Origin of the sequence: Legionella sheltonii (assembly GCF_026191355.1) — a bacterium.
In the GTDB taxonomy this organism is placed as follows: domain Bacteria; phylum Pseudomonadota; class Gammaproteobacteria; order Legionellales; family Legionellaceae; genus Legionella; species Legionella sheltonii.
Genome location: NZ_JAPHOQ010000002.1, coordinates 122590 through 137216, shown reverse-complemented (window position 1 = coordinate 137216; position 14627 = coordinate 122590). Strand labels below are relative to the sequence as shown.

Here is a 14627-nt window from a genome sequence, read left to right as displayed (position 1 = left end):
CTGAGAGCAACGAGGGATCTCCATGCTATAGCAGAGTGTTACTATAGGAGATCCCTTGTTCCACTCGGGATGACGTGAGTTTCCGTTCGCTGCACCCACGCTACAATACTCCAATATCTCCTGTGGTACTGTTCTCCTCTCCAGTCTAACTTGTTTATCTGGGCGGAGGAGGGGGCAAATGACCAAGTCGATAAATGATTTGGGTCACCGCATCTTGCTTCATTTCTCCAATTAAAATACTTTCTTCATCTTTAGAGCCAAGAATTCGATCATTATTTAATGTAAGTTCTCGAGAAATATTGATTTGACCAGGAACCGTTACAACCTGGCCTGCGCGTGTTTTCAAAGCAAATAATACGGTTAGGGTTAAAGTATATTGCCTAGGATTCGTGCTTGCTCCAACACTGATAATCTGTTGTTGCAGGTTTACTTCATTAATCATCAGCCAATATTGCGCACGAGAAGGATCCGAATTAACTTCAATTTTTGATCCCTCAAGTCGGGACTCGAGTATTGAGATAAATTGCTTGTCATTATTCTCAGAAATAATGGCTACATTATTAAGCCAACTTGGTGCATTACTTATGCCTCGAAGATGAAAGCCACATGCTGAGAGTAATAAAACGAGTATAAAAGGAACTGTACTGCGCAAAGTTGAAAGGGGTCGTATTTGTTGCTTTTGATGTCCCGCAGATTGTTCTCGAAGACGATACGGGACATTGGAAGAAGAATCAGAATAATGAGGCTTCATTAGCTAACAACCAAGTTAATTAATTGTCTATGCGCCACAACAATTGCTTTTTTTACTGTTTTATCAGTAAGAAAATCTTTTGCATGTTGTTTTGCTGCAGCAATTAAAGCCTCTTCTGTCGCATCAACACTAGCGGTAAATTGAGCTCTTAATTTTCCGTTAACCTGAACCACATAATCTACTTCATCAGTTTTTAAAGCACCTTTATCCACTCTAGGCCAATTAGCGTCAATAATTGCTTTTTCAAAGCCTAACTGCTGCCAGATGTGATGTGCAATATGTGGTGTTATAGGAGCCAATAATCGCAACAGAATACTTAGACTGGAATGAATAAAGAATTTATCTTCTTCAGTTTCTATTGCGTAATTGGATATTTCATTAAACAGTTTCATACAACCTGAAACTACTGTATTGAATTGATTTCGATCATAATCATGCGTTGCTTGTGCAAGAATTTGATGCACGACATGACGTGATTTTTTTAATCGGCTTTCTGCTTGTTGCCAGTTCACATGCCCATTGCCACTCAGGATGATGTCATTGACTTCAATGAACATATTTTGGTGCTGGTGAGCAAAAGCCCAAATTCGTTTTAAGAAACGATGAGCGCCTTCCACAGCAGTATCTGACCATTCCAAGGATTGCTCTGGTGGGGCTGCAAACATAACAAATAATCGTGCTGTATCTGCACCATAAGTATCAATCAGGTGGTTTGGATCGACGACATTACCTACGGATTTAGACATTTTATGTCCGTCTTTTAAAACCATGCCTTGGGTTAGTAGGGCTTTAAATGGTTCGTCTGAATTTACTAAACCTTCATCACGCATTAATTTATGAAAAAAGCGGGCATAGAGTAAATGCATCACAGCATGTTCAATACCACCAACATATTGATCTACTGGAGTCCAGTATTTTGCTCGATCATCAAGCATTGCGTTTTCCTGGCCTTTACATGCAAAACGGGCATAATACCAAGATGACTCAACAAAAGTATCAAAGGTATCCGTTTCACGATATGCATCCTGACCACATTTAGGGCAGCTTACATTGACGAATTCTGGGGATTGGGCTAATGGTGAACCGGTTCCCGTAAATGTCACGTTTTCTGGAAGAACCACCGGAAGCTCTTCATCTGGAACAGGAACAGTACCGCATTGGTCACATAAAATCATGGGAATAGGTGTTCCCCAGTATCTTTGTCTCGATACACCCCAATCACGTAATCTGTAGTTAATCGTTGCTTTACCTACATCATGTTCTTCAAGGTAGCTGGTTATAGTTTCTACTGCTTGAGAAGAACTTAAGCCATCGAACTGACCTGAATGAATCAATGTACCTTCTCCTGTATAGGCAGATGCATTGAAATCATGTTTTGTATCATTTGCAGGTTTAATGACTTCCTTAATGGGAAGTTGGTATTTACGTGCAAATTCCCAGTCTCTTTGGTCGTGTGCTGGGACTGACATTACTGCTCCCGATCCGTATTGCATGAGTACAAAATTTGCAACCCATATAGGGAGTTCTTCACCGGTTATGGGATGGATTGCTGTCATGCCTGTAGCCACGCCTCGTTTTTCCATGGTAGCAAGTTCCGCTTCAGCCATTTTGGTGCCTTGGCAGCTATCAATGAATTCTTTGACTTCTTTACGGGTACTGGCTGCTTCTTTAGCAATGGGATGATCGGTTGCTATGGCAAGATAGGTTGCACCCATTAAGGTATCAGGACGTGTTGTGTATATTTTTAAGCGTTTAGGATAATTATTAACGTTAAAATGAATTTCAGTCCCGGTGGAACGACCAATCCAATTGCGTTGCATTTGTTTTACTTGTGCCGGCCATTCGTCCAATGTATCCAGTGAGCTCAGTAACTCATCAGCATAAGCCGTGATTTTTATAAACCACTGAGAAATTTCTTTGCGTTCAACAAGCGCGCCAGATCGCCAGCCGCGTCCATCGACGACTTGTTCATTTGCCAAAACAGTTTGATCTACTGGATCCCAATTCACTACAGCATTTTTTTTGTAGACTAAACCTTTTTCAAATAATCGAATGAAGAACCATTGTTCCCATCGATAATATTCAGGTGAACAAGTACAAATCTCACGTCTCCAATCATAAGCATTGCCTAGACGTAAAAATTGCTTTTTCATAGACTCTATATTTTTTCTGGTCCATTCTGCCGGTGGAATTCCGTTTTTGATGGCCGCATTTTCAGCGGGCAAACCAAAAGCATCCCAACCTATTGGTTGAAGAACATTTTTGCCCAAAGCACGCTGATAACGAGCAATAACGTCTCCAATGGTATAGTTGCGAACATGGCCCATGTGCAATGTTCCACTCGGGTAGGGGAACATGGATAAACAATAAAATTTCTCTCTGTTTAAATCTTCTGAAACGTTAAATGATTGTTTTTTATGCCAATACTGTTGAGCTTGTTCCTCAACTTCTTGTGGTATATAGGTATTATCCATAGTCCAGTTTTTTAAGTGACTCTAAATCTGCTAAGGATAACTCCTCTTGTGTCTGCCAGCAATAGATTATTATTCGAATAAGCGACGAAGTTGAATAAAAAGTATAAAAATAATAAAAAATGAACAAAAAATGAGGGATGGATACTCATGCCATATAATCCAAGGAGTTAAACCTTCTGCAGGGAGTATACTGCTTTGTAGGACACCAGGACTAAATGGAGGAAGACTTTCTATTATATCTCCACCTGAGTCGATGACTGACGATAGTCCATCATTATTGACGACTACTTGATATCGTCCTGTAAGCAGAGAAAGCACTTGGGCCATTTGTAGTTGTTGGTAACTGGCTAATGAATGCCCAAACCAACCATTGTCACTTATTGAAACGATCCATTGGGCTTTAGGCATTTGTTCGCGCAATAGCTTGGGGTAAGCAATTTCATAACAAATGAGGCTTGCTATCGGATGATTTTCAATTCGAATCAGGGATTGTTTTCTTTTTCCTGGTAATAAATTAGGTTCAGGTAAATGAAACCAATGATTGATCCTCACTAAAGGTTTTGGAATGTATTCTCCAAAAGGAACAAGTTGGCGTTTAAGTTTTTTACCTTTGGCTTGCCCAAGCGTAATCACTGCGTTGTAATAATTGGTTTCCCTATCATTGGTAGGTTGTAAAATACCTAACATCAGTGCGCTTTTTGCTTTTAATGCTTTGTTATTCAGTCTGAGTAAATATTTATCCAAATAACTTGCGGGAAGTGGTATGGCAGACTCGGGCAAAATAATTAATTGTTTTCCTAAGAGTTTATTGATTGCCTTTTCATAGTACTCCAGCAGGTTCCAAAATAAGGCTTCATCCCATTTATCGCGCATGGATAAATTGGCTTGAACGGCACCAATACTTATAGGTTCTTGTTTTACTTTTGACCATGAAATGTTTTTTAACAGCATTGGACTGATAAGAATCAGTACAATGGCAATTAAATAATGGTAACGCCTCGGAGCGTTTTGTGACACCGCTAAGGTGAGTAATGCGGAAATGAGGACACAAACTAAACTTAGCCCATAAATTCCTAAAATAGGAGCAATATATTTTATTGGTGTATCAATAAGCGGTGTTCCTACTAACAACCAAGGGAAGCCGGTAAATAAATTAGCACGGCAATATTCACTCAAACACCATAAGACACAAAATAAAACTAGAGACAACAACTTCCGATTTTTGAGTTCAAACACTTTATATAGGTAAGCAACTAAGGCAGGGAAGAGTGAAAGATACATAATGAAAATTAATGTAACCAATCCTGCAAGGCAATAATTGAGTTGACCATAATCATGGATACTGACTATGACCCAAGAAACCCCAAATCCGAAATAACCCATCCCGAAAAAAAATCCTAGAGAAAGGCCTTGTTTTCTAGAGCAATTTTGGAGGCTCGAATAAAGAAATGCCAAACTCAATAGTGTCAGCCCTGGTATATGAAAAGGAGCAAAACCAAAGGGTGCCAGCAGACCTGCTATAAATACAAAAAAGTATTTAATAGAGCCAAGACGAATTGAGGAGTTTAATGGGATAGAATTGGCTAAAGCAGTTTGCTTCATGAGTTGTAAAAAAAATATAAAAAGATAAGATAATGTAGTCCTCTGCTCAGGTCAAGGATTAGTGGAGTATTTTAGTAACAATTCACATCAGCTCACTGAAAAGTCATGTATGCCTCATTATTGTTCAATTTGGGGTTCAATCAGGCTGTTTGCCAAGATTCATAAGTGTTGGAAATAATTGCATATTTTATAATTCCGGCTGAATTTTAATCTCCAGCCATTTAGGTTATTTTTTTAAAACATAAGTCCCCGGTGCATCACAAAGTGGTCTTATATCTTTTGCAGGATTACCGAAATCAGGCGGTTTCTTTTTGGAGCTTGAGAGATCTGCAAGCCATTTTTCCCAAGCTGGCCACCAGGAATTTTTAAAATGAGGGGCTTTTTCCAACCAAAGGTCAGGTGATAAATGTTTGTCATCTATCTTATGAGTTAGCATCTGATAGCTTCGTCCCGATTCACCAGGTTTATTAACAATGCCAGTATTGTGTCCGGCGTTAGTCAATACAAAGGTAATATCGCTATCAATGAAGTAATGAATTTTATAAACAGATTTCCAAGGTGCTATGTGATCTTTTATGGTGCTTACTACAAAAGTTGGTACTCTGATGTCGGCAAGATTGATCGTGTCATCAAGAATTTTAAAACGTCCCTCAACTAAGTCGTTATTTAAAAATAAACTACGTAAATACTCGCTATGCATTTTGTAGGGCATTCGTGTAGTATCATAATCCCATGCCATTAAGTCACTGACCTCCTGTCGTTTACCCAATAAATAATCATAAACCAGACGAGACCAAATGAGATCTATAGACCGTAACATACTGAACGCACCAGCCATTTGAGACCCGTCCAGGTAGCCTTTTTCCCACATAATGTCCTCAATGTAAGTAAGTTGGTTTTCGTCAATAAATAACTGCAGTTCACCTGCATCCTGAAAATCAGTTTGGGCTGCGAACAAAGTCATTGTTTTTAATCGATCATCTTCCTTTGCCGCCATTTTTGCTGCAACCATGGATAATAAGGTTCCTCCAATACAATAACCTACTGCATGGATTTTTTCTTTTGGGATAATTTGATTAATTGTATTTAATGCATCCATCACACCATGTATTGCATAATCGGAGAAATCCAAGTCCCGATCTTCAGACGTTGGATTTTTCCAGGAAATCATAAATACAGTGTGCCCTTTATCCACTAAAAATTTAACCATGGAATTGTTAGGTGAAAGATCGAGTATGTAATACTTCATAATCCAGGCAGGGATGATTAATATGGGTTCCGGATAGACAGTGGATGTTGTTGGCGCATATTGGATAAGCTCAATTAATCGATTTCTATAAATAAACTTTCCAGGTGTTATCGCTATGTTTTCTCCCACTTTATAGTGTTCACTACCTGCAGGCGGTAAATTATTTAGATTTCTGGTCACGTCATCAATAAAATTATTCCATCCGTTGATAAAATTCATACCTCCTTCATTAAGTGTCGCATTGATTACTTCAGGATTCATTCCAGGAACATTTGACGGAGCACAGACATCCAGAAATTGACGTGTGACAAAATTAACAATATTTTCGTTATGCTTGGAAACCCCACGAAGATGTGTAGTGGCATCATCCCACCATTCTTCAGTTAATAAAAAAGATTGAGCATATACGTTGAATGGAAATTGAGACCATAACTCATTTTGAAAGCGATAATCTGTTTGACGCACTTCGATACAAGGTTTGTTTTCATCCTGGCTCTGTTGCTGTATGTATAACAATAAATGGCCCAATTTTTTGAGTGCTTCTATATTTAAGTTGCCTAGTTTTGCTGGTGAAAAATATAAATAAAGTAACCAATCTGCAAAAGACAGCAAGAACGTAGCGGGTGATAACCAGTTGCTGAATCGGCTGATTGCCGCATGGAATAGTCTATCGTAACTAAGTCCTGCATAGTCGCATTTTTTTTCTGATTCAGTGGATAGAGGGGCTTGCATATTTCCAACTGATTTTGGATGCTGCTTTTTTGATTTATTCATGACAAGTTCCTTTTGCCAAATCTAAAAGTATTTTAAATATAGTTTTTTTCTAACATTATGCATCAAAAATTGAATTAACTCGATTTTAAAAATAGCATTTTGGAGTTTCTTGGGTATCGATTAGAGAATACTATCCAATTCCCAATATTTTGTGTAGGATGATTGCGTTTTATAATGGAGAGGGATTAAATGTATAATGTAATGATTACTGGTGCAGGGAAAATTGGTAGCTTAATCGCTTGTTTATTATCAGACAGTGGTTCTTACCAGGTCCATTTAGTTGATATAGATTTTAATGGATCAGATGTGAAAAGACTGTTGGAAGCAGTACCCAAAATTAAAACAGTCGCCTTAGATGTTAAAGATCAGCAGTCAACTCAAGCTTATATGGAAAAGCATGATATTGTAGCTGTTATCTCGAGTCTTCCCTATTTTTTAAATACATATGTTGCTGAGGCTGCAAAAGCTGCTAAAGCACATTATTTTGATCTTACGGAAGATACGGCAGTTACAGAAGCAGTAAAAGCGATTGCTCTTGATGCAGAAACTGCCTTTGTGCCTCAATGCGGATTAGCCCCTGGATTTATCAGCATCGCAGCGAATAGTCTCATGCAGGAGTTTGAAGAGAGTTTTCATGTGAAATTACGTGTAGGTGCTCTTCCACAAAATGCAAACAATGCACTTCAATATTCATTAACTTGGTCTACTGATGGCGTGATCAATGAATACGGTAACCCTTGTTACGCAATTAAATATGGAAAAGCTGTAACTTTAGCACCTTTGGAAGGATTAGAAACCATTCAAATTGATGGTTGTGAATATGAAGCGTTTAATACCTCTGGTGGTCTGGGAAGTTTGGCAGAGATGCATGCTGGTAAAGTGCAAACCATGAATTATAAAACAATGCGTTATCCAGGCCATTGTTCTAAGATGCGTTTATTAATGAACGACTTACGATTAAATCAAGATAGACCTACTTTAAAACGCATTTTAGAAAATGCCATTCCCAAAACTTATCAAGATCTTGTGATAGTTTATGTTTCTGTTGAAGGAATGAAACGTGGTGAGTTGACAGAAAAAAATTACGTGAAAAAGATTTATCCCGAGGAAATTTGTGGTTTGGAATGGTCCGCAATTCAAATAAGTACCGCTTCAGGTGTTTGCGCGGTGGTGGACTTGGTGCTGGGACAATCTAATGAATATAAAGGCTTGGTATTACAAGAAAAATTCCACTTGTCTGCAGTTTTAGAAAATCGCTTTGGCCGCTATTACGCGTAACCTGAAATATCGTAGCACTGTTCCCGGGTTCACCTAGTTGTATCCGGGTTACCATGGAGATAATGAATGGATATATTAAAACGCTTGAGAATTCATGCAGTTAATCCAGGTGCCTATAGTGGCCAGGGTTGGCAAAGTGGAGTTCATGAGCATAAATTAATCTCTTATAATCCAGCAAATGGTGAAAAGCTTGCGGAAATAGCAACCTGCACCCTGGATGATTATGAAGAGGTAATGACCCGTGCACAGCATGCGGCACATGAATGGAGGAAAATTCCTGCTCCCAAAAGAGGTGAAATAATACGGCAAATTGGTCAGTCATTGCGCGATCATAAGGATGCTTTAGGCAGTTTGGTTTCTTTAGAAATGGGCAAATCCAAGCAAGAAGGGGATGGTGAAGTTCAGGAAATGATTGACATCGCTGATTTTGCAGTAGGTCAGTCACGGATGTTATATGGGAATACCATGCATTCTGAACGTCCTCAACACAGAATGTATGAACAATGGCATCCGTACGGTATTGTGGGTGTTATTTCAGCATTTAACTTCCCAGTCGCAGTTTGGTCTTGGAATGCTTTTCTTGCGGCCATTTGTGGTAATGTCACTGTGTGGAAACCTTCAGCAAAGACACCTTTGTGTGCTGTAGCCGTTCAGCATATTTGCAATGATGTGTTGGCAGCTAATGGATGCCCTGAAATATTTAGTCTGGTGATTCCGGAAGACCATGATGTAGTAGAGACTTTGGTTAATGACCAGCGGATACCGCTTATTTCATTTACAGGTTCAACGGCAGTAGGAAAGCAAGTTGCCGCAAAAGTTGCTGCCCGCTTAGGTAAGACTATTTTAGAGTTAGGGGGCAATAATGCGATAATTCTTGATGAGTCAGCTGATCTTCATTTAGCAATTCCAGCGATTGTTTTTGGAGCAGTGGGTACTGCAGGTCAACGGTGCACTTCTACTCGACGTTTGTTTGTTCATCATTCGAAATATGATTATGTTGTTGAACGCTTACGTTTTGCTTATGAGCAGATAACAATTGGCGATCCTTTAGATAAAATAAATCTTATGGGCCCTCTAATTGACAAACAAGCCGTAGACCAATTCACTAAAGCAATCGCCCGAATCAAAGAAGCAGGGGGGCGAATTATCTCTGGTGGCGAGGCTGTTCATCGACCAGGCTTTTTTGTACAACCTACATTAGTATGTGATGTAAAAAACCATTGGGATATTGTACAAGAAGAAACATTTGCCCCCATTTTATATGTTATGCCTTTTCAAACAATTGATGAAGCGATTGCTTTACAAAATCATGTACCACAGGGGTTATCTTCTGCCATGTTTACTCAAAATTTAAAAAATGCAGAGCATTTTTTAAGTGCTTGGGGGAGCGATTGTGGTATAGCCAATATTAACATCGGTACTTCGGGTGCCGAAATTGGCGGTGCTTTTGGTGGAGAAAAAGAAACCGGTGGTGGTCGTGAGTCAGGCTCTGATTCGTGGAAAGCCTACATGCGTCGACAAACCAATACGATAAACTGGGGAAATGAACTACCTTTAGCCCAGGGTATTCGTTTTGATTTAGTTTAATGAGTAGCAACTGTGCCCGGGTGAAGCGAGGCGTAACTCGGGTAATTTAATCTGCCATAAGAACCCGGGTTACGCCTTGCTTCGCCCAGGCTACATTTTAATTAACGAGGAAGAAAGAAATGCATGGACCTTTTTTTATAAAAAAAGTCGCAGTTCTGGGAGCAGGCGTTATGGGGGCACAGATTGCCGCGCACTGTGTTAACGCAGGTATTGAAACCTTACTTTACGATTTAGCGTCCAAAGAAGGAAACACGAATGCACTAATTGATAAAGCAATAGCTAACTTAGGGAAATTGAAACCTGCTCCACTTGCAACAGCTCAAACTGCAGCGTTAATGCAAGCACGAAATTACGAACAACACCTCGCTGATTTATCTTCATGCGATTTGATTATTGAAGCCATTGCTGAACGTTTGGATTGGAAAGAGGATTTATACAAGCGAATTTCCCCATTTTTAGCGGAGCACTCTATTTTAGTGAGTAATACATCGGGTTTAAGTATTGATTCTTTATGTTCTGTTTTACCTGAAATGCATAGAAGAAATTTTTGCGGTGTTCATTTTTTTAATCCTCCGCGTTACATGCATCTTGCTGAGCTTATTCCTGCCAAAACTACTGATAAGGAATTGGTAGATAATCTTGAAACTTGGTTAACTCGTTATTTGGGTAAAGGAGTGGTGCGCGCCAAAGATACTCCGAATTTTATTGGTAATCGTATTGGTGTATTTTCACTCTTAACGACCTTGCACCATGCTTTTGCTATGGATATGGGATTAGATGAAGTGGATGCATTAACAGGTCCATTGCTGGGAAGACCGAAGTCTGCGACTTTTCGTACCATGGATGTTGTTGGTCTAGATACCATGGAACATGTAATCCATACCATGCAACAACAGTTGCAAGATGACCCATGGCACTCTAGTTTTAAACTTCCGGAATGGCTCACTAATCTTATTAAAGAGGGGCATTTAGGACAAAAAACTGGCCAAGGTATTTATAGGAAAAATGGTAAGGTTATTGAAGTTTATGATGTTAAATCGGCGACTTATCGCACCGCTCAACCAGCGGTAAATGATGAGTTAAAAGCCATCATGAGTGAGTCTGATCCTGCTGTACGCATGCAAAAACTTATTACTTCCAATAACAAGCAAGCACAATTCTTGGCAAGCTGTTTCAGAGATTTATTTCATTATTGCGCCTATCATCTTAAGGCGATTGCAGATAATGTTAGAGACGTTGATTTGGCAATACGTTGGGGTTTTGGCTGGGTGCAAGGACCATTTGAAACATGGCAATTAGCTGATTTAACTCGAATGACACAGTATATTGACCAAGCCATAAAGGATAAATCATCTCTTAGTACAGCCGAATTACCTGGATGGTTGTTTGAAATTGATGCCTTCTATACAGAAGAAGGAGCTTATTCGCCACAAATGAATGATTATCAGCCTCGAAGCCAATTGCCTGTTTACCAACGCCAATACTTTCCTGACCGCGTCATTAAGCAAACAGCTCATCCTACACCTGTGATTTATGAAAATGAGGGGGTGCGCTTATGGAATTTACAAGATGATGTTGCTGTAGTGAACTTTAAAAGCAAGGCGAATACAGTAGGGCAGTCAGTTCTTGATGGACTGGAAGCGGCGGTTGAAATTGCAGAGAAACAATGTCGCGGTTTGATCATTTATCAACACGACGCGACTAATTTCTGCTCGGGTGCTGACTTACGTGGTGTCCTGAATTTAATTAAAGACGACAAAATGCATGCTTTGGACGACATGATTGCCCAATTTCAACGTGTGGCTTTGCGTTTGAAATACAGTTCTATCCCAACAGTAGCGGCATTGAGGGGACGTGCTCTTGGTGGTGGTTGTGAATTAATGATGCATTGTGATGCTGTTGTTGCTGCCTTTGAGGCTTATCCAGGACTCGTTGAATTTGGTGTTGGAGTGATACCTGCTGGTGGTGGATGTAAGGAAATGGCAATGCGGGCTGCCCAACTGGCTCCCAAAGGCGATTTAATGACAGTACTTCAAGGTTACTACCAACAAATTGCCACTGCACAAGTTGCAGGCTCAGCAGCTGATGCAATGCAGATGGGGTATTTGCGTAGTACAGACAGCTATGTGATGCACGCTGATGAAGTACTCTACGTTGCTTTGGCCAAGATTAATTTTATGCATGCAGCGAATTATCTGCCTCCTTTAAAGACACAATTTCAAATCGCTGGAATTGAAGGTAAAGCACGATTACAAGCAGGGTTAGTTAATTGGTTAGAAGGTGGTTTTATTTCTCAGCATGACTATTTTATTGCTACGGAATTGGCAACAGTACTTTGCGGTGGCAATCTCAATCAAAACACTTTTGTTGATGAAAACTGGATGCTTAAATTAGAGCGAGAAGCGTTTATGACTCTAGCTGCATCACCATTAACTCAAGCGCGGATTAGTCATTTATTAGAAACTGGCAAGCCGTTACGTAATTAAGGGAGATTTAAAAAATGACTAATGTATATATAGTTGACGCATTACGTACTCCTGTTGGTAAAGCACCCCGTGGTGTATTTAAGAATACTTTACCCGATGATTTATTGGCTCATGTGATCAAAAATTTAATGGGGCGTTATCCATCTGTGGATCATCAAGAAATAGGGGATGTTGTCATAGGTTGTGCTATGCCTGAGGCAGAACAAGGTATGAATGTGGCTCGCATTGCTGTATTACTTGCTGACTTACCCCAATCTGTTCCGGCCATGACAATCAATCGTTTTTGTTCCTCTGGAGTACAAAGTATTGCTACAGTTGCAGAGACTATACGAAGTGGCGACATAAACTTGGCTCTAGCAGGCGGCGTTGAAAGCATGTCTATGGTACCTTTAGGCGGAAATAAATACACAGCAAACCCTGTTATATTCAATAATGAAGACATCGCGATTGCGTACGGGATGGGGATTACTGCAGAAAATGTTGCAAAACGCTGGGAAATTACTCGAGAACAACAAGATGAGTTTGCTGCTGAAAGTCATAAAAAAGCAGTAGCGGCTCAGCAACGAGGTGATTTTAAAGCGGAAATTAGTCCCATAGAAATTACTTTAAGACAGGCTGATTTAGCGAGCTCGACAACCATAGTAAAGAAAAAGTGGATCAATGATGATGAAGGACCACGAGCAGATACTTCCTATGAAGTCATTTCTAAATTAAAACCTGTTTTTGCCGCCAGAGGAACAGTCACGGCAGGAAACAGTTCACAAACTAGTGATGGAGCAGGCATTGCTTTGCTGGCTAGTGAACAGGCTTTGCGCCAATATAATTTAAAACCAATAGGACGATTGATGAGTTATGCCGTGGCCGGTGTTCCTCCTGATATTATGGGAATTGGCCCCATAAAAGCCATTCCGGTTGCCTTAAAGCGAGCAGGTATAACTGTAGACCAGCTTGATTGGATAGAGCTTAACGAGGCTTTTGCCGCTCAGGCTTTGGCAGTAATTAAAGAACTTGATCTTCCTCGAAGCAAAGTAAATCCCTTAGGCGGCGCTATTGCCTTAGGACATCCCCTAGGCGCTACAGGGGCAATCAGAACAGCTACTTTATTGCATGGTCTGAGGAGGATTAAAGGACGATATGGTATGGTAACGATGTGTATTGGAACGGGCATGGGAGCCGCTGCAATATTTGAAGCTTTATAGAATAAGGCGAACAGTTACTACTTAATACTATTATTCAAGTGTAAGTTGGGCCTTGGCCCAACTTTTTGAAAATATTTGCCCAATTTGAAATTTTATAAAGGAACAGTGTTTTTTTAAAACGTTGGGCCAAAGCCCAACATTTGTTGTAGTCTTTTGAAGGGCCAGGCTTAAACCGGGAACCTATAGATTACATGTTGTAAAGAAAAGAGTTTTAATTAGGAAGTCGCTTAGTTTTTATCGCGGAAAATGATGCGGCCTTTAGTTAAGTCATAGGGAGTTAACTCGACTTTAACTTTATCACCAGTCAAAATTCTAATGTAATTTTTACGCATACGACCAGAAATGTGGGCAGTGATAACATGTCCATTTTCTAATTCAACACGAAACATGGTGTTGGGTAGGGTATCTATAACAGTACCAGCCATTTCTATATGATCTTCTTTTGCCATAGGTCTCTCAGTGATGTACCAAATTTATAATGTTTATTGTGTATGTATACTGCACTAAAATGAAGAAAATGGCAATCCAAGCATGTCAAAATTTAACTATTATGTCATTCTGTAAGGACAGTTTTCCTAAAAATAATTTATTAAGATAAGTTCGAGCCTAAATTTTTGTTGATGTGAGTTAATTGAGCTATCATCTCAGTTATAAATACCTCACCAACATAACTCAAAAAGTGTTTTTCTTTACTCGCTTCTGCCGGACTCGGTCTAATCAGTCCACTCAAATCAAATTTATACTCTTCTTTTCTTAACTCGTTGATTAGCCGCTTAATTTGATCTGGGGTCGCATTGTGTTCGAATAGAGTCTTAGCTGTATTGATAAAATTTTGCATGTCTTTATCAAATTTTGTTTTATCAAGCGCGTATTTTCGTTTTACTTCAAGTGTATCAGTCAAAGCGGGTTCTTTAGGTGGCTTAGGAACTTTTTTCCAACCGTCACTGGTTAAACCAAATCGGATATTTTTTACCATATCATGCTCTTGTGAGTAATATGAAACGGTCATGAATCCTCGAAAGTTATCATCTTCTCTGATTAAAAATACGGCTTTAGTTTCTTTTTTCTTGGCATCGCTGTTTTCCAAAATCTTATGTAATTGATCCTCCTTCATTTTTCCAAAAATAACAGGAACCTTTGACACAGTTTTTGATTCCATAGGAAAATACTCCAGGTTGTTTACTGCATTACATTATCATCTCATGAGGTTATAATCGTATGAAATGA

General features: G+C 39.5%; 10 protein-coding genes. 4 read left to right on the top strand and 6 right to left on the bottom strand.

The features are described 5' to 3' along the window. Nucleotides 1-154: 154 nt before the first annotated feature. From OQJ26_RS02600 to OQJ26_RS02585, 4 genes are all read right to left on the bottom strand, one after another. Nucleotides 155-751 carry an LPS-assembly lipoprotein LptE gene (locus OQJ26_RS02600; protein ID WP_265702347.1) on the bottom strand — a complete coding sequence of 199 codons (597 nt, stop codon included), beginning with the start codon at nt 749-751 and terminating at the stop codon, nt 155-157. Next, nucleotides 751-3225, bottom strand: a complete 2475-nt coding sequence (gene leuS, locus OQJ26_RS02595) for a leucine--tRNA ligase (RefSeq protein ID WP_265702346.1) — start codon at nt 3223-3225, stop codon at nt 751-753. Before leuS ends, OQJ26_RS02600 begins: the two co-directional genes overlap by 1 nt. Nucleotides 3226-3294: 69 nt before the next feature. Next, complete coding sequence (gene lnt / locus OQJ26_RS02590) at nt 3295-4827, bottom strand: apolipoprotein N-acyltransferase (RefSeq protein ID WP_265702345.1); 1533 nt, start codon at nt 4825-4827, stop codon at nt 3295-3297. A gap of 226 nt (nt 4828-5053) precedes the next feature. Beyond that, nucleotides 5054-6850: a PHA/PHB synthase family protein gene (locus OQJ26_RS02585; protein ID WP_265702344.1), complete on the bottom strand. Its 1797-nt coding sequence runs from the start codon at nt 6848-6850 to the stop codon at nt 5054-5056. Nucleotides 6851-7039: 189 nt separating this feature from the next. On the opposite strand from OQJ26_RS02585, the gene OQJ26_RS02580 reads away from it, so the two are divergent. From OQJ26_RS02580 to OQJ26_RS02565, 4 genes are all read left to right on the top strand, one after another. Then, on the top strand, nt 7040-8128 hold the full coding sequence (locus OQJ26_RS02580) for a saccharopine dehydrogenase family protein (RefSeq protein WP_265702343.1): 1089 nt from the start codon (nt 7040-7042) through the stop codon (nt 8126-8128). 66 nt (nt 8129-8194) lie between these two features. Further along, a complete protein-coding gene (gene amaB / locus OQJ26_RS02575; RefSeq protein ID WP_265702342.1) occupies nt 8195-9715 on the top strand; it encodes an L-piperidine-6-carboxylate dehydrogenase in 1521 nt (506 codons plus the stop codon). Between the two features lie 119 nt (nt 9716-9834). Then, nucleotides 9835-12201: a 3-hydroxyacyl-CoA dehydrogenase/enoyl-CoA hydratase family protein gene (locus OQJ26_RS02570; protein WP_265702341.1), complete on the top strand. Its 2367-nt coding sequence runs from the start codon at nt 9835-9837 to the stop codon at nt 12199-12201. Nucleotides 12202-12215: 14 nt separating this feature from the next. After that, nucleotides 12216-13400, top strand: coding sequence for an acetyl-CoA C-acyltransferase (locus OQJ26_RS02565; protein WP_265702340.1), 1185 nt, complete (start codon nt 12216-12218; stop codon nt 13398-13400). Between the two features lie 227 nt (nt 13401-13627). On the opposite strand, the gene infA is transcribed toward OQJ26_RS02565, so the two are convergent. Continuing rightward, on the bottom strand, nt 13628-13849 hold the full coding sequence (infA, locus tag OQJ26_RS02560; protein WP_019233117.1) for a translation initiation factor IF-1: 222 nt from the start codon (nt 13847-13849) through the stop codon (nt 13628-13630). Between the two features lie 140 nt (nt 13850-13989). Continuing rightward, a complete protein-coding gene (locus tag OQJ26_RS02555) occupies nt 13990-14559 on the bottom strand; it encodes a hypothetical protein (protein WP_265702338.1) in 570 nt (189 codons plus the stop codon). Between the last annotated feature and the right edge of the window lie 68 nt (nt 14560-14627).